The following is a 16,293-nucleotide window of genomic DNA, read 5'->3' as shown; positions in this document are numbered from 1 at the left end:
CGTCATCACTTCCAGTACTTGACGCGCGGATCGAGCAACGGGAGCAGGAGATCGAGCAGCAGAACGGCGGTCAGGACGGAGAAGATCGCCATGTTCGTGACGCCGAGGATGGTGTTGAAGTCGAGTTGCTGGATGGCGGTCACCAGGGTGGTTCCGAGGCCGGGATAGTTGAAAAGCTGCTCCACCAGGACGTTGCCGTTGAAGATGAAGCCGAGCGAGATGCCGAAGGCGGTCACCTGGGGCAGGTAGCAGTTGCGCAACGCGTAGCGGGTCAGGATCCGCCACGGCTTGAGGCCCTTCGCTTCGGCGTACACCAGGTAGTCCTCGCCGAGCACCGGGACCATCAGCATCCGGGTCGACAGGATCCAGCCCATCGCGCCGATCCCGACGATCGACAGGCCCGGCAGCAGCCCGTACTTCAGCACGCTGCCGATGAACTCCGCGTTCAGCCCCGGACTGAGGTTCGAGTCGTACGCCGACCGCGCCGGCAGCCAGCCGAGGGTGTAGGCGAAGACGTAGACCAGGATCAGCGCGACGAAGAAGAACGGCACGTGGGCCAGCGCGATCGACAGGTTGGTGATGACCGACGAGCCGAGCTTGCCGCGCCGCCAGCCGGCGATCGCGCCGACGACGATGCCGAGCACCCAGGACAGGACCGCCGAGATGCCGAGCAGGCCGATCGTCCACGGCAGCGCCCGCAGGATCACGTCCTGCGCGGGAGTCGGGTAGTTGATCAGCGACGGCCCCATGTCACCGTGCAGGACCAGGTTGTTCATGTACTTCAGGTACTGCGTGAAGATGTTGCCGTCCAGTCCGAACTCCTGCTGGTAGCGGGCGATGATCTCCGCGCTGGCCTGCTGGTTGTAGACGTAGTTCTGCTGCAGGCTCTGGATCAGCGTCTGGATCGGGTCACCGGGCATCAGCCGGAAGAAGAAGAACGCGATCGTGAGCGCGCCCCACAGTTCCACCAGGTAGAGCCCGAAGCGGCGCACGGCGTACGCCAGCAGCGGGTGCCGGGACATCCAGGCGCGCACCCCGGACCGGGGTACGGGTCTGCGCGCCTCGTCCACGACCGCCACCGGCGGCGCCTCAGCCGTCACGCCGGCCCCTTCTGCCCGGTCGGCTTGATCTTGCCCAGCACGAAAACGAAGTGCTGCCACCAGTTCAGCGGTACTTCGTACAGGTCGTCGTCGGTCGGCCAGCCGGTCCAGAACGCGGTGTTGAAGTACGACGGGTAGCCGGTCTGGATCACCGGGAGCAGCGGCAGCTTCTGGAAGTAGACCTCCAGCGCCTGGTCCAGCAGCGGTTTCGCCTCCGGCGAGGTGGGATCCATCGCGGCCAGCTTGCGCGACACCTGGTCGAACGCCGGGTCGCGGAAGCGCATCTTGTTCTTGCCGGCCGCGTTCTTGCCGACAGGCTGGGCTCTGGTGCTCTCCCAGTCGGCGTACATCTGCGCCGGGTCGAAGGCGAAGCCGGCCCAGTTGGCGTCGATGTCGTACTCGCCGCGCTCGAACTTCTCGCCGTGCACGCTGCCGGACAGACTGCGCAGCGTGGCCGGTACGCCGACCTTGGCCAGGTCGGTCTTCAGCACGTTGGCGATCGCGTACTCACCGCCGTCGACCGGCGAGGCGGTGATGATCTCGAGGTTGACCTCTTTGCCTTGGTACGTGCGCTTGCCGGCCGAGTTCTTCGGGCAGATCTGGTCCAGCAGCTCGGTCGCCTTCGCCGGGCTGAACTCGAACTTGTACTTCGCGGCCAGTTCGTCGTTCTTCCACTGGTCGTTGGTCGGGTAGTCGGCCCACGGGTAGATCGCGGCCGGCACCTCGACCGGCCAGATCGACTTGCCGATCTTCTCCCGGTCCAGGCAGTAGTTGATCGCCCAGCGCATCTTCTCCTCGGCGATCACCCCGCGCGAGGCGTCGCAGTTCAGCCACAGCACTCGCGGGTTGGGGTCGTGGAACTGTGTGGTCTGCAGGTTCGGGTAGCCGCCGTTGCGCAGTTGCTTGGCGTGCTGCTCGTCGATCGAGCCGACGTCGAACTCGGCCCGCTCGAACGCGAGCGCGGCCTGGTCGGCCTGCTTGGAGGTGCTCTGGAAGACGACGTACCGCGGTCCGACGTCGAGCTTGTCCTTGGCCCAGTAGTCCGGGTTCTTCTCCCAGACGAACATCTTCTGGTTCCGGATCGCCTGCTTGAGCTTGTACGGACCGGTCCGCACCGGCGTACTGTCCTTGAACTTGGTCGGGTCCTTGCCCTTCCAGACGTGCTCGGGCAGCATGTCGAACCCGGCGGCGATCGCGGCGATGAAGTTGTAGTGGAACCGCGGCGTCGCCTTGGTCAGGGTGATCACCGCGGTGTGCTGGCCGGGGAGCTGGATGTCCTTGACGAACTCCTTCAGCTCACCCCCGCCGCCGAACAGCTCCGGCCGGTCCTTCAGCAGCAGCACGGTGAACTTGAAGTCGTTCGCGGTCACCGGCTGCCCGTCGTTCCACTTCGCCTTGGGGTCGAAGTCGATGGTCAGCTCGGTGTGCGCGTCGTTGTACTTGTAGCCCGTGGCCAGCCACGGCTTCAGCTCACCGGTGGCGAAACTCAGGTAGAACATCGCCTCCCGGCAGATCTCGAACCCGGCACCGGACGGGGCACCGTTGGGGATCATCGTGTTGAAGCTGTCGAACACGGTGTACTCGACCTGGCCGACGATCACCGTCTGGTCCCGGGGCACCGGGATGTTCGCCTTGCCGATCTGGATCGACTTGGTGGCGGCGGGTTTGTTCGCGGGCTTGTCGGAGTACGAGCCGGAGCCGGAACACGCGGCCAGGAGGCCGGCCACCGCGGCCGCTCCCCCTCCCACCACGGCACGTCGGCTCAGCTGGTGACGGACGACTTCGGAGACGTTCTCGAACTGCGGGCGCGGCACGTCGTTCACGAGGTGGTTCCCTTCGATCCGAGTCCTGACCGGACTCTCCTCACCCGGCACCTGGCCGGACCGATGTGATGGAAGCCACCTCCGTTTCGCTTGCCTCAGCGCGGTGATCACCGCTGGAAACGTTTCTCGGACTATAAGTAGCGATGACAACGTTGGCAAGACTTTGCGCGGGCATGACAACATCTGCGCGAAACCCGCTGATCAGTGGATATATCAACCTCTGACAACGAAGGCGCTCCGTCGGCTGACCACTTGAGCCACCTGCTGGAGCGCCCTCAGGCGCTCCAGCAGGGGCCGATCTACTCAGCTTCCTGCGACGTCGCTCTTGCGTTGCCAGTCCGGGTCGAACCCGGTTCCGTCGGCGGCCATCAGGCGGAGATCGTGGTAGACCTCGGACAGCAGCACGGCCGGCAGGTCGGACAGGCGCGCCGACAGCACCGGGCCGTCAGGATCGCCCTGCCGGAACGACAGGGTCGTGAGCGCGACGGGCTGGTTGCGCTCGGGCAACTGGTTCCCGCTGAAACCGACGACGGCGGTCAGTCCCAGCGTCGGGAAGTGCTTCGTGTACTCGCGGAACCGGCCACCGGCGCCGGTCGGACCACGGGTGTAGCCGAGCTCGGCGGCCCTTCCCCTCAAGGCAAATGCCTGCAGCAGGTGCCCTTGGAAATCCTTCACTTCAGTTGCCCCGGACAACTGCTCCGGTAACAGGTAGGTGCCTTTGCCGAACTGTCGGAACAGCGGATCGATCCCACGGGCGGCCAGGTGCTCCTGCCAGGCTTCGACAGTTGCCGGATCCAGCAGACTGTCGTGCGCGACGGCGATGACCGCGTCGGACGGAAGCATCAGATCCTTGCCCTCGACGTCGACGAAGGTGCTGTCGTCCAGCGGGCGGAACACCGTCGCGCCGTCGGCCGTCGTCGCGATCCAAGCGAGCCGCTGGACCAGATGACGGAGGACCGGGTGCTCGTTGAAGTAGCGCTGCCAGTCGTCCGCCGCCCAGGTGCGCCCGGTGCACAAAGCGTCGTACAGCCGCTCGCTCTGCAGTTGCGCGATCGCCTGCAGCTCCTTCTTGGCCTGGTTCAGGAATCTCATCGCCGCCACCACGGTCTTCTCGTCCTCAGACCGTTTCGACACCGGCAGGGCACCGATCTTCTGCCCGTCCGGTGAGCGCAGTTCGATCGTCAGGTCCGGCCGCAGTACGGCGCTGAAGACCTGGTCACCGAAACGGAGCTCGATCACGCCGAACTCGTCGAAGCCCGCCGTCGGGATCGTCCGGTCCGCCAGCTCGTCGGCCGACCAGCCCCGGCGTTCGGCCAGCGCACCGGCCTGCTTGGCCACCTCGTCCTGGATGCCCTTGGTGCGAACCCGCGAACCGGTCGACAGCATCAGCTGCGTCGCGCCGGGATGCTCCACCCAGGCCAGCATCCCGATCAGGGCCCTGGCCTGCGCGGAGCGCTGTCCGCACCACTTCTTCAGGTAGCGCTCCACCGACGGCGCCACCCACTCCCGTGCACAGACCGCCACCAGCGCCAGCAGGCCTTTCGACGCGACCGCCGAGCCCACCACCTCGCCGTCGACCGACCTCAGATCCTCAGCCAGCCAGGCCTGTAGCAGATATTGGCCGAACGCCTCCCGGTCGGCCGGGTCCAGCAGCGCGCCGTACGTCCGCAGCTGCGAGCCGGGCTCGGGCGACTTGGCCTTCACCGCTTGTCCCACCAGCCACTTCAGGACCTCTACCGGCACCACCTCGTCGCAGCCGGCCCAGCGCACCGACGGCATCTTTTCCCACCGCAGCCACTCGACACTCTTCGGCAGTGCCTTGACCGACGCCGCCGTGGCCTGCTCGACGACCGACTCTCGACCGATGCGCTCGTCGGGCGGCGGCAGCTCCGCCGTGATGCCCCCACTGATCTCGCCCATGCCCGGATCCCCTCCGCAGTCACGCCGTCCCGTCCTGGGTCTGGCAGAGAAACTAGTACCAGGGACGTCCGACAATTTCGTGATCGTGCACTGCCGGAGGGTCACCGGCGGCGTCACACGGCCCGTCACACGCCGGCGCGATCTGATCGGAACCACACCGCGGAAGGCGGTGCCGCTGCTGGGGAGCGCAGTTCGTCACCGCGTTGGGAACAACGCCAGTCGAGGGGGAAGCAGATGAGCACCGAAGTGACGGGTACGGCGATCGATTTCGAGGCGATCAAGGCCAAGCAACGGGCCGGCTGGGAGACCGGGGACTACCCGCGGGTCGGCAACACGCTGCAGATCATCGCCGAGCTGCTCGTCGAGGCGGCGGACGTGCGGGCCGGTCAGACGGTGCTGGACGTCGCCTGTGGACAAGGCAACGTGGCGATGGCGGCCGCACGGCGGTTCGCCGACGCGACCGGGGTCGACTATGCGGTCAACCTGCTGGAGCAGGGCCGGGAACGGGCCGCCGCCGAGCACCTGGACGTCACGTTCCTGGAGGGTGACGCGGAGAAGCTGCCGGTCCCGGACGCCTCGTTCGACCTGGTCGGCAGCACCGTCGGCGTGATGTTCGCACCGGACCACCAGCGCGCCGCGGACGAGCTGGTCCGGGTGACCAAGCCCGGCGGCAAGATCGCGCTCGCCAGCTGGACGCCGACCGGGATGATCGGCGACATGTTCCGTACTGTCGGCAAGTGGGCGCCGCCACCGGCCGGGGTGAAGCCGGCCACGCTGTGGGGCGACCAGGAACACCTGGCGGGGCTGTTCGGTGACCGGGTCGAGTGGATCGCGCTCACCAAGCGCGACTACGTGTTCCGGTACCACTCGCTGGAGCACTTCTCCGAGTGGTTCCGGCAGTACTACGGCCCGATCACCCGCCTCGCGGGAACGCTCTCCGCCGAGGACCTGGCGGCCTTCGCGGCCGACCTGGCCGAGGTACCGCGCGCCTACAACAAGGCCGGCGACGGCACGGTCGCTGCGCACGGGGAGTACCTGGAAGCGGTCGGCGTGCGGCGCTGACGCGGCAGCCGCCGAGCGCTGATGCAGTAGATCGGCGCTGACGCAGTACCTATCAGGTGCTGGCGCAGTAGTGAGGCGCATCGGCCGTGGCACTCGCCGGGGGGCGGTCGGTGCGCCACACTGTGGTTCGGGGAGGGGGTGACAGGCATGAGCAGGATCAGGTTGCTGGGAAAGCCGTCGATCGAGCAGGCCGTCGGGCCGGCTCGACCGCCGCGGGGACGCAAGACGTGGGCGTTGCTGGCCTACCTGCTGCTGGCAGAGCGGCCGCCGACCCGCAAGCGGCTGGCGGAGCTGCTGTTCGCCGATGCAGACGATCCGCTGGGGGCATTGCGCTGGTCGCTGGCCGAGCTGCGACGGGCGTTGGGTGGCGGGGAGGTCATCACTGGCGACCCGCTGGTCATCGCGCTCAGCCCGGAGACCACGGTGGACATCATGGTGGTGACAGAGCACTCTGCCGATCCGGAACCGTTGCTGGAGCTGAGTGGCGAGTTGCTCGAAGGGGTGGAGCTCGCCTTCTGCCCGGAGTTCGAGTCCTGGCTTCTGGTGGAGCGGCACCGGCTCTCGGCAGCTATCGAGGGGCGGTTGCGGGAGACCGCTGTCTCGATGGTGGCAAGTGGTCGAGCAGCTGACGCCATCGCCTACGCGTCGAAGGCCGTTGCCCTGAACCCGTTGGAGCAAGGCAATCACGAACTGCTGGTCCGCAGTCTGGCGATCTCTGGGGACCGGACTGCCGCGCTCCGCCAGATCGCTGTTTGTGAAGACCTGCTGCGCCGAGAACTGGGACTCCAGCCTTCTCCTGCTCTGCGCGAGGCGTCCCAGGTCGGGCCCGGCTCCACTGTCGGCCCCGCGCTGGGTGGCAGGGCCGCGGCGGCCAGCCAGCTGGAAGCCGGACGGGCGGCGATCGTCGCAGGGGCTGTCGATGCCGGTCTGCAGTGTCTCCGGAGAGCGGTCTCTGAGGCGGAGCACTGCAAGAATCCGGTACTGCGAGGTCGCGCTCTCGCGGCGCTGGGTGGTGCGCTCGTGCACGCCATCCGCGGTCGCGACGAGGAAGGTGCGATCGTGCTGCACGAGGCGATCCTGGTCGCCGAGCAGTCGGGCGACCGGAGTACTTCGGTGTTCGCGCACCGGGAGCTCGGATTCGTCGAGGTACAGGCCGGACGCCGGCAGACGGCCAACGCCTGGCTGGCCAAGGCGCAGGCGCTGGCCGAAACCGACCAAGAACACGCCGCGATCCTCGGCGTCCGCGGGATGAACTCGTCGGACCAGGGCGACTATCCGGCGGCCTTCGAGCATCTCAGCGCCTCAGTGGAAGCTGCCGCGCGTTGTGGGGACCGGCGGCAGCAGGCGTGGTCGCTGTCGATCATGGGGCGGGCGCATCTGCTCCGCGCGGAGTACAGCCAGGCGGCCGCGATCGTACGGGAATCGCTCGACCTGGTCAGGCAGGAGCGCTGGATCGCCTTCCTGCCGTGGCCGCAGGCTCTGAACGCCGAGCTCGACCTGTACGCGGGCGATCTCGACGCCGCCGCCGACGGGTTCGAACAGGCCTGGGTGCTCGGCTGCCAGCTCAATGATCCTTGCTGGGAAGGAATGGCGGGCCGTGGCCTGGGCCTGCTCAGCACGGGCCGCGGCGACCATGCGAGGGCGTCAGAGTGGCTGACCCAAGCGGTCAGCCGGGCCTGTCGCGAACCGGACCGCTATCAGTGGGTGCATGCGCACGTCCTCGATGCAGCCAGTACGGCGGCGCTGGCGCGTGACGACCAGCAACGGGCGGCGCCGCTGGTGACCCAGTTGGCCGCGCTCGCCGCGCGGTGCGACATGCGTGAGTTGATGGTCCGGGCCAAGCTGCACCAGGCACGGCTCGGCGACTCCTCAGCGGCCTCGTCGGCGCGGTTGCTCGGCGCCGGGATCGACAATCCCGCGCTGACCGATCTCATTCTTCAGGGGGAATCATGACCACTGGAACCGCCGCGGCGGACTGGACCGTCGTCGACGAGGGCTGGGGCCGGCGAGCCGTCGACTTCGCGACCTTGAGCGAGCCGGCCAACTGCCGCGAGTACGTCGCCCTGCACCATCGGCTGGGCATCGGAGAGCGCGATCTCGTGCTCGACATCGCTTGTGGAGCAGGGCTTGCAGTCGAGCTCGCCCGAGCGCGTGGCGCTCGCTGCGCCGGTATCGACGCCTCGGGACGACTGGTCGCCGTGGCGCGGGACCGCAGTCCCGATTCGGATCTCCGGGTCGGTGACATGCATGCGCTGCCGTGGGCGGACGGGAGTTTCGATGTGGTCACCAGCTTCCGGGGAGTCTGGGGTACCACGCCCGCCGCGCTGGGCGAGATCCATCGCGTCCTGGTGCCCGGTGGACGGGTCGGGCTGACCGTCTGGGGGCACCTCAAGCAGTCGCCCGGGGTGTGGGCGCTGCAACCGTTCCGGCTGGCGTCGACGGCGAAGGTCGCGAACCAGGCGAACATGGTGTCGCTCGGGCGGCCGGGGGCTGGTGAGGAGTTGCTCTCGCGGTTCGGGTTCGTCGAAGTGGAGCGGATCTCGATACCGTTCGCTTGGGAGTTTCCGGATCCGGAGGGGTACGCGAGAGCGCTCGCCGCCACCGGACCGGCGTACGAGGCGATTCAGCACGTGGGCGAGACGGAGTTCTTCGAAGCAGCGGTCGCCCAGGCTCGGGAGCGGGTGCGCGAGGGGCTTCCGCTGCGGGCCGAGATCGCGGTCAGCGGTTATCTGGCAAGGAAGGCAAGCTGATGAGTTTTCTCGATCTACCGGAGCCGGACGCCGCGGCGGAGGAGCTGTTCGCCGAGGACGTCGAGGAGCTCGGGTTCGTGATGAACGCCTCGCGGATCTGGGCGTACGACCCGGCCCTGCAGCAGCAACTGTTCGCGCTGCTGCGCGATCTCGTCCACGAGCACGGGCTGACCTTCCGCCAGCGCGGAATCCTGGTCGCCGCCTGCGCCTCCGCCCTCGGCGACTCCTACTGTTCCGTTGCCTGGGGCACCAAACTGGCCGGTGCGACCGACGAGAAGCTCGCCGCCGGCGTACTGCGCGGCGACGACTCCGGCCTGTCCGCCGACGAACACGCCTTGGCCGAGTGGGCCCGCAAGGTCGCCCGCGATCCCAACAGCACGACACCCGAGGACGTCCAGAGCCTCCGCACCGCAGGCTGGACCGACCACCAGATCTTCGGCCTGACGGCTTTCGTAGCCCTGCGCGTCGCCTTCTCCACCATCAACGACGCCCTCGGCGCCAACCCCGACGCCGCCTACCGCTCACTGGCCCCACAGCCGGTCCTCGAAGCCATCACCTACGGCCGCCCCATCGACAGCTGAAGCCGGCAGGGCAGGGCGGTGGCCGGCCACCGACCGCGCAGTGTCAGTCGAACGTAGCGTCGATTCGTAGTTCTGTGGCCCTGTCCGGCTCGCTCAGAACGGCTCGAATCACATGGCGCTGATCCCAGCGCCCCGACGACCAAGCGAGCGCTTTCGCGAGGCCGTCAAAGGTGGCCGCGTGGGGTTGCCGGTTCTCGTCCACCCACCACGACACCTCGACACCGTCCACGGTCAGCTCCTCGTGCTCCCACCAGGTGGTGGGAGCCTCAGGCACCAGCTCCCGTACCAGCTCCGGCACCTCGGCCTCGCTCCCCTCGCTGTCGATGTTGCCATCAGCAACTTCTCCGGCCATCGGCACGTCGAGCAGATCGCTCAACCCGTCCGCGGCAGCACCGGAGGCCACGACGAAACCGCCGAGATCCGTTCGCTGCAACCACATCGGCGCGTCCGCGACCACGGACTCCCCCGCACTCATCACGGTGGTGACGCCACTACCGTCCAGCACCCGTACGTCGTCCGGCGTGTCGCCCGGATAAGCCGAGTGCACCCCCAAGTGACTCCACAACCGCAAGAGCGCGCTCTCCTCGACCGCCCGCTCTGGATCAGCCAGCCGGTCCAACAACAGCTCCACACCAGCCGCGTCCAGATCACTGACGACCCGCACCAGCCCCACCGCGGTCCGCACCTCAGGATCCAGCCGCGCAGTCCAGTCCGGGGCAGCATCGAGGAAGTCCGCCAGAATCGGGTACGCCTCCGGGTCGGCCCGGCCGGCCAGCGGCTCGCCGTCCGCCAGCAGAACGCGCTCTCTGATCCACCACGCCGAGTACGACGTCGCGCCGTGCGGACGGTCGTCGGGTCCGATCACGCGGACCGTCTCGACCAGCGCCCGCCGCAGTTCCGGCGAGGTCCCGAACAGCTCGAGCACCCGCGGCCAGGCATCGTCCACGATCCAGTCGAGATCGCGCACCGCGATCAGTTCTCCGACCGTCACCCCGAACCGCGAACCGTCGGGCGCGACGTCGTCGGCCCAGTCCTCGATGCCGTCGAGATCCTTCAACGCCTCCGGCAACTCGTCGAGCGTCACATCCGAAGCCGAGACCGTGCCCAGCGAGTTCAGCACGCCAACTGCCTCGACCGCGGGCAGACCGTAGCGCTCCACGACCGCGTGGTCGATCGGCGCTACTTCCTCCTCGTCGAGCACCGCAGCAGCATCCGACCCGGCGATCACCAGGGCGTTGGCCGGAACGAGTTCGCCGTCGGCATCCCGCAGTACCAGGTCGGACAGCCACCACAGACCCTCTGCCTGCGAAACGTCCGCGGCGACCACGGTCAGTACCGCGTCCGCGATGACATCGGGATCGTCCGCCTCGGCGGAGTGTTCGACCGCCGATCGCACCGCGCTGTCTTCCAGCAGAGCCCGGGCGGACAGCGGTAGCGCCCCAAGACGTTCGAGCGATGAGTGAACGGCCTCCGGATGCACGACGCGTACGCCGTACTCGCCGAAGGTTGCCAGGACGCCGGCCGGCAGTTCGCTACTCGGCAGCAGGAGACCGCGTACTCCGCGGACCAACCGCCCGTCGGCCAGCGGGACGGGAAGCGTGCCCAGAGACTCACGGAGCAACGGATCCGTGACCATGGCAGAGAGCGCTCCATACACTCCTTGCCACCAGGCAGGCGACTCCGCCGCGGCCACTGAACCGAGCTGATCGACCAGCTCCGCGAGATCGAGACGACGGACTCCCAGAGCGTCGAGCGCTGTCCGGTCCTGCCGCGGTGAACCGACCAGTCCGTTGACGATCGGCGCGAGCACCGTGTCGAACGCGGCATCCGAGCCCTCGACCACCACGGCGTCCCGCGGCCGCAGCGGCGCGCCATCCTCGACCGCACGCAAGATCGGCGTACCTGGTAACGCGGCGAGGATCGCATCTCGGAGAGCGCGATCCAACGCACCCGCCGCAAGCCCGGTCGGTACCAGCGACAGCACCTTGGCGCCGTCCTCAGCGCGAGCGCGAAGCAACTCCGCGTAAGCCGCAGCCGCCTCCTGCACAAGGCGATCGGTCAATGGCCCCGCAGCAACATGCCGCCGCGACGGGTCGAGCGGAAAGGTTGCCAACAGCAACGCAGGCAACGACAGCGGCTCGTCAGTAGGCGTCGGCGCATGAACCACCCCAGGCAACGCAGCACCCGGCACCGACGCCGAGCCTGTCTCGACCAAGTTGGCGGCCGGCGTCAGCGTTGCGCCTGCCTCGAACGGCTCGGCGCCCAGTGTCGGCAGGGACTCGGCTTGCTGCGTCTGGGCAGCGCTGCGGGGCAACGCCCAGAGGACCGACCAGTATGGGCGGGCGCGTTCCTCGGTCGGCCGGTCGGCGAGTAAGCGCTCTCTGTCGCTCTCGTCGAGTACGCCGGACGCGCGTTGCACGAACCAGCGCGACTCGACGTCGGCCAGCTCGCGCACCGACCCGTCGAGGTCGATCTCGATCCGCTCGAGACCAGGGAGCGCGAGCAGCAACGCGTCGTCGGCTGCCGCCAGCAAACGGCGTACCAGCTCGGCTGCGGCTTCATCGCGGAGCGGCAGGATCACCGCGGTGTCGTAACCCTCTGGCGGCTCGCCCTCAGCCTCGAACGGCAGCCGCAGTACGGGGACCTGGCCGTCGCGTCGACGTACCTCGGTGTCCAGACTCGGTGACTGCACAGCGGCGACGGCTGCCGCACTGTCGGCCCGGGAGAACCGGACGCCACCAGAGCGCGACAGGATCACCGGCTCGTCGGTCACCGCCAGCACCGCTGAGAAGCCGACGCCGAACCGCCCGACAGCGCTCTCCGAGTCGTCCCGCTTGGCCGATGCGCGTAGCGTCGCCAGCGACTCGACGCCCTCAGCGGTCAGCGGCGCACCGGTGTTGGAGACCACCAGCGTTCCACCGCGCAACGAGAACTGCACCCGCCCCGGCACACCGGCCCGGGCCGCCGCGTCCGCCGCGTTCTGAGCGAGCTCGACCACCACTCGATCCAGATAGCCACCGAGCGCGAGATCCTCCTCGGCGTTGGCGTCCTCCCTGAACCGAACCGGCGCCGCCGCCCAGGCAGCCAGCACCCGCTCCCGAATCCCGGCAATCCCAAACTCGTCGATCACCCGGGTGAGTATGCCGGTATCGTCGTCGCGTGATCACCCCCGGCAGCCGCTATGTCGCATTGGGCAGTTCGTTCGCCGCCGGCCCCGGCATCAAACCGATCGTCGACAAAGCCGCCGGCCGGTCGGCATCCAACTACCCCCATCTCGTCGCCGAGGCGCTCGGCCTCGAGCTCACCGACGTCACGTACTCCGGTGCGACCACCGCCACCATCCTGCGCGACCGGCAGGACGATGCGCCGCCGCAGCTCGACGCCGTCGGTCCGGAGACCGCTCTCGTCACGATCACCGCCGGCGGCAACGACCTCGAGTACATCGGCACCTTCGTCCGGGGCAGCCTGATGAACACGCTCGCCAAACCCGCCGGCCTGCTCGGCAAGCGCGTCGCGAACCGGGTCCGCGCGCGGGTCAGCTACCTCAAGGACCCGGCGCAGTACGACGCCGTCGCGGCCTCACTCACCGAGATCGTGCTGGCGGTCAGAGAGCGCGCTCCGCAGAGCCGGATCCTGCTCGTCGACTACCTGACGGTGGCCGGCCCGGCGACTCGCGCGCGTCTCGACGTCCCGCTGAACGAGGAACAACTGCCGAGCGTGGTGATGATGGCCGACGGGTTGGCGAAGGCGTTCGCGACCGCCGCCGAGAGAACCGGTGCCGGACTGGTCACCGCGTCGGCCGCGAGCCTGGATCATGCCGTCGGTTCCCCCGAGCCGTGGGTGACTGGCTTCCGCCTCCGCGGCGGCGCTCCCTACCACCCGACGGCGGCCGGGATGGCCGCCGTCGCCGAGCTGATCGTCGCCGAACTTCGCCCCGTCAGCTGATCTCCCGAGCCACCGCACCGCAACGTCGTCCTGCTGAGGCGCGAACGAAGCGGTAGCGCCGGGGCGGGCCGGCCGACGCCGCCCGCAGCCGGTTCGACCTCGGCCACCTGGCCACGGTCGACGAATCTCCGCCATCCAACCGCCCCCGCAACGCCGAAGCCGAAGTCCTCGGTCCGTCGCAGGTCACGAGCTCACGCCGGAGCGACGCCCTCGGGGTGGATCTCCACGGCCTGGTAGACGGGGCGACCGCCGGGACCGGGAGTGACAGAGATGTGGTGAGCGATCTCCAGCACCCGCTCCTCGGAGGCGACATCGACCACCCAGTAGCCGGCCAGCACCTCCTTCGTCTCGCTGAAGGGCCCGTCGGTGATGATCGGCTCACCACCGTCCTGCGCCTGGTAGGTCTTCATCTGGTCGGGACCGGTCAGCCCGCGGGCCTCGACCAGCTCCCCGGCGTCGCTCAGCTTCCGGTTGAGATCGTGCATGTACTCGACCATCACCTTGAGGTCCTCGTGCGACCAGGTGTTCGGCATGTCTTCCCAGCCCTGCTTGTTCGAGTGCATCAGCAGCATGTACTTCATCGGGTTCTACTCCTTCTCGTTCGTCCCCTACCGGGGTCGCTCAGCAGCAACGTCGGAGCCGGTTCCGGTTTCTCGACAGGGTTGTGGTCTAGAGCAGTTTCTGCCGGGAGGCCTGTACTCCGAGCTGGAACCTGGTCTGGGCGCCCAGCGTCTCCTGGAGCCGGCTGATCCGGCGCGCGATCGTGCGTTCGCTGACACCGAACTCGCGCGCGATCGACTCGTCGGTCAAGCCCGCGCTGAGGTAGGTGAGCAGCCGCTTCGTCTCCAGCGACGGCGTACCGACCGCGTCGCTGGTGTCCGTTCCGCTCGTGATCGGCACCGCCATCCGCCAGAACGCGTCGAAGACCCCGGCCAGCCCGGTCAGGAACGGCGAGTGGTGAACGACCATCGCCGCGGTGCTGGTGATCTCACCGACCGTGGTCCGTGCCGAGAGCAACGCCCAGCGGTCGTCGGCGATGGTCAGGTTCAGCGGTACCTGGGGAAACACCCGGGCCTGTTCACCGGCGTCGACGCAGAGTTGCACCATCCGGAGCGCGGCCGGATCCTGCAGCACCCGGGTCCCGTAGATCACCTGGTAGCTGACCCCACGACCGAGAGCGTCGAAGAGCCCGTCGACGATCTGGTGATCCGGCGACGCGAGATTGCCCACGGTCATCGCGCGTACCTGTTGCTGAACATCGACCTGCACGTTGTTGAGCACCGCCCGCGCGGTCTCGGCGTCGGGCAGCAGTTCGACGTACGTCTGCTGCCCGATGCCGGCGGTCCAGAGATCGGAGAGCAACGCCGCGCTCTCTCGCGCGAGATCGGCTTCTCTGGTCCGCCGCTGCGCGAGCGCTTCCAGGGCCAGATGCGGCGGTTGCGGCAGCACCTGGTCGCCCGACCGATCCACCAGCCCGACGGCAGCCAACTCGGCGAGCGGCCCGTCGAGCTCACCACCCGCCGCAAGCTCGTCGACCCGCAACGCGCCGCGATTCACCAGGTCGAGGTAGATCGCCTCGCCCTCGGCGGAGATTCCCAACGCACGAAGTTGGTGCATCCCTCAGGTCTATCAGCTCGCAGGCGTCCAGACGTACGGCGTAGTGGTGGTGACCGCGAAGAATCCGAGTCGTGCCCGCTCTTCAGTCACCCGGTGACTGTGCCACGAGCCCCGCGCAGTCCACGACCCCCTTGTCCGCGCCCTTCTCCCCCACCGTCCGCCGCCAACCCATCACTCTGACGGCTGTCTGCCGCACCCCACGCCACACCCGCCGCCGCGGCTTGCCGGCCCGCAAAACGTCATCAGCAAGCCCCCGCACCTCGGCGTACCCACCCACGGATCGCCGCACATCCTCAGCCACAACCTTGCTGTGCACAACCAAACTCAACGCTTCCACCAGTCCACACTCCTACCCCGAGGCACCCTCTTCGAGGCGCCTTCACCACAAGGTCGGAGCGAACTGCAGGGTCTCTACATTCGAACCGGCGACTGGCGCTAGTGCTCTCAGGCTGACTCTCGGAGGACCAGGTGAGGGTCGAAGATCACCGACGTGGGATGCAGGCTCGGGGTCTCGATCTGCCCCAGCAGGATGCGGGCCATCGCCGCGGCCATCTCCTCGACCGGCTGGGCGACCGTGGTCAACTGGGGGCGGGTGAAGTGGGCTGGTTCGCTGTCGTCGAAACCGATGACGGCGACGTCGCCGGGGACCGTGCGGTGGTGGTCGCGGAGGATCTTCAAGGCACCGGCGGCCATCAGATCGTTGGCGGCGAAGACGCCATCCAGGTCGGGGTGGGCAAGTAGGAGGTCGGTCATCGCCTGTTCGCCGGAGTCGCGGGTGAAGTTGCCCTTGGCAACTGGAACGTAGGGGTGACCGTGGCGGGCCATGGCGTGGCGGAAGCCGGTGAGGCGGTCCTGTGCGGCTGGTACGTCGCTTGGGCCCGCGATGGTGACCACTCGGCGGCAGCCTCGGGCGACCAGTCGGTCGGCGGCGAGGGCCGCGCCCGCGGCGTGGGCCAGGTCCACGTAGCTGATCGGGACGTCGCGGCCAGGGCGGGCGAAGAGGACCGCCGGGATGCCCGCGTCGACGAAGAGGCCGGGCAGAGTGTCGTCAGAATGGGTGGAGACGAGCAGCGCGCCGTCGGCCTTGCCCTGGCGGACGTAGCTGACCGCGTCGGCGCGGGCGGAGTCCGAGTCGGCCAGCACCAGCGTCGGATGCACCTTCTCCGGCAGCAGGCTCTTCACCACCCCGGACGTGATCCGGCCGAAGAACGGGTCGCCCAGCACCTGCTCCGCCGAGCCGTCGGAGCCCGAGATCACCAGCGCGATGGCACCGGCCTTGCGGGTGACCAGTGAGCGCGCCACGGTGTTCGGGATGTACCCGGTCTTCCGCACCGCCGCCTCGACCTTGAGCACCATCGTCTCGTCGACGGTGTGTACGCCGTTGATCACCCGCGACGCGGTGGCGCGGGAGACGCCGGCCACCTTGGCGACGTCCTCCAGGGTCGGCGGCCGATTGCTCTTCATGGCACCGGATCGTAGCTGCGTCAAACCGTCC

Annotated in this window: 12 protein-coding genes; 5 read left to right on the top strand and 7 right to left on the bottom strand. The window is 68.4% G+C overall.

The features are described from left to right. Window positions 1–5 precede the first annotated feature (5 nt). The 3 genes from OX958_RS15240 to OX958_RS15230 all read right to left on the bottom strand — a co-directional run bounded on the left by OX958_RS15240 (window position 6) and on the right by OX958_RS15230 (window position 4,843). Window positions 6–1,100: an ABC transporter permease gene (locus OX958_RS15240; protein WP_270138295.1), complete on the bottom strand. Its 1,095-nt coding sequence runs from the start codon at window positions 1,098–1,100 to the stop codon at window positions 6–8. After that, complete coding sequence (locus tag OX958_RS15235; protein WP_270138293.1) at window positions 1,097–2,923, bottom strand: ABC transporter substrate-binding protein; 1,827 nt, start codon at window positions 2,921–2,923, stop codon at window positions 1,097–1,099. The genes OX958_RS15240 and OX958_RS15235 overlap by 4 nt, the downstream gene beginning before the upstream one ends. A gap of 303 nt (window positions 2,924–3,226) precedes the next feature. Beyond that, complete coding sequence (locus OX958_RS15230; RefSeq protein ID WP_270138291.1) at window positions 3,227–4,843, bottom strand: DUF4132 domain-containing protein; 1,617 nt, start codon at window positions 4,841–4,843, stop codon at window positions 3,227–3,229. A 234-nt stretch (window positions 4,844–5,077) separates the two neighbouring features. On the opposite strand from OX958_RS15230, the gene OX958_RS15225 reads away from it, so the two are divergent. The 4 genes from OX958_RS15225 (at window position 5,078) to OX958_RS15210 (ending at window position 9,236) form a co-directional block, all read left to right on the top strand. Next, window positions 5,078–5,905 carry a class I SAM-dependent methyltransferase gene (locus OX958_RS15225; protein WP_270138289.1) on the top strand — a complete coding sequence of 276 codons (828 nt, stop codon included), beginning with the start codon at window positions 5,078–5,080 and terminating at the stop codon, window positions 5,903–5,905. Window positions 5,906–6,052: 147 nt separating this feature from the next. Then, the gene (locus OX958_RS15220; protein ID WP_270138287.1) at window positions 6,053–7,858 is read left to right on the top strand and encodes a BTAD domain-containing putative transcriptional regulator; all 1,806 of its coding nucleotides are present in this window, start codon (window positions 6,053–6,055) and stop codon (window positions 7,856–7,858) included. Further along, on the top strand, window positions 7,855–8,655 hold the full coding sequence (locus OX958_RS15215) for a class I SAM-dependent methyltransferase (RefSeq protein WP_270138285.1): 801 nt from the start codon (window positions 7,855–7,857) through the stop codon (window positions 8,653–8,655). The genes OX958_RS15220 and OX958_RS15215 overlap by 4 nt, the downstream gene beginning before the upstream one ends. Further along, window positions 8,655–9,236: a carboxymuconolactone decarboxylase family protein gene (locus OX958_RS15210; protein ID WP_270138283.1), complete on the top strand. Its 582-nt coding sequence runs from the start codon at window positions 8,655–8,657 to the stop codon at window positions 9,234–9,236. Before OX958_RS15215 ends, OX958_RS15210 begins: the two co-directional genes overlap by 1 nt. A 43-nt stretch (window positions 9,237–9,279) precedes the next feature. Here OX958_RS15210 and OX958_RS15205 read toward each other — a convergent pair whose 3' ends face one another. Beyond that, on the bottom strand, window positions 9,280–12,366 hold the full coding sequence (locus OX958_RS15205) for a sacsin N-terminal ATP-binding-like domain-containing protein (protein ID WP_270138281.1): 3,087 nt from the start codon (window positions 12,364–12,366) through the stop codon (window positions 9,280–9,282). 29 nt (window positions 12,367–12,395) lie between these two features. On the opposite strand from OX958_RS15205, the gene OX958_RS15200 reads away from it, so the two are divergent. Beyond that, window positions 12,396–13,181 (top strand): SGNH/GDSL hydrolase family protein, encoded by a 786-nt coding sequence (locus OX958_RS15200; RefSeq protein WP_270138279.1) that lies wholly within the window; start codon window positions 12,396–12,398, stop codon window positions 13,179–13,181. Between the two features lie 191 nt (window positions 13,182–13,372). On the opposite strand, the gene OX958_RS15195 is transcribed toward OX958_RS15200, so the two are convergent. The 3 genes from OX958_RS15195 to OX958_RS15185 form a co-directional block, all read right to left on the bottom strand. After that, complete coding sequence (locus OX958_RS15195; RefSeq protein WP_270138277.1) at window positions 13,373–13,762, bottom strand: YciI family protein; 390 nt, start codon at window positions 13,760–13,762, stop codon at window positions 13,373–13,375. 88 nt (window positions 13,763–13,850) lie between these two features. Then, on the bottom strand, window positions 13,851–14,798 hold the full coding sequence (locus OX958_RS15190; protein ID WP_270138275.1) for a LuxR C-terminal-related transcriptional regulator: 948 nt from the start codon (window positions 14,796–14,798) through the stop codon (window positions 13,851–13,853). Window positions 14,799–15,242: 444 nt separating this feature from the next. After that, window positions 15,243–16,262, bottom strand: coding sequence for a LacI family DNA-binding transcriptional regulator (locus tag OX958_RS15185; protein ID WP_270138273.1), 1,020 nt, complete (start codon window positions 16,260–16,262; stop codon window positions 15,243–15,245). Window positions 16,263–16,293 lie beyond the last annotated feature (31 nt).

This window comes from Kribbella sp. CA-293567, from assembly GCF_027627575.1.
Lineage (GTDB): Bacteria > Actinomycetota > Actinomycetes > Propionibacteriales > Kribbellaceae > Kribbella.
The sequence above is the reverse complement of the archived record's forward strand: the minus strand, read 5'-3'. Positions and strand labels throughout refer to the sequence as shown.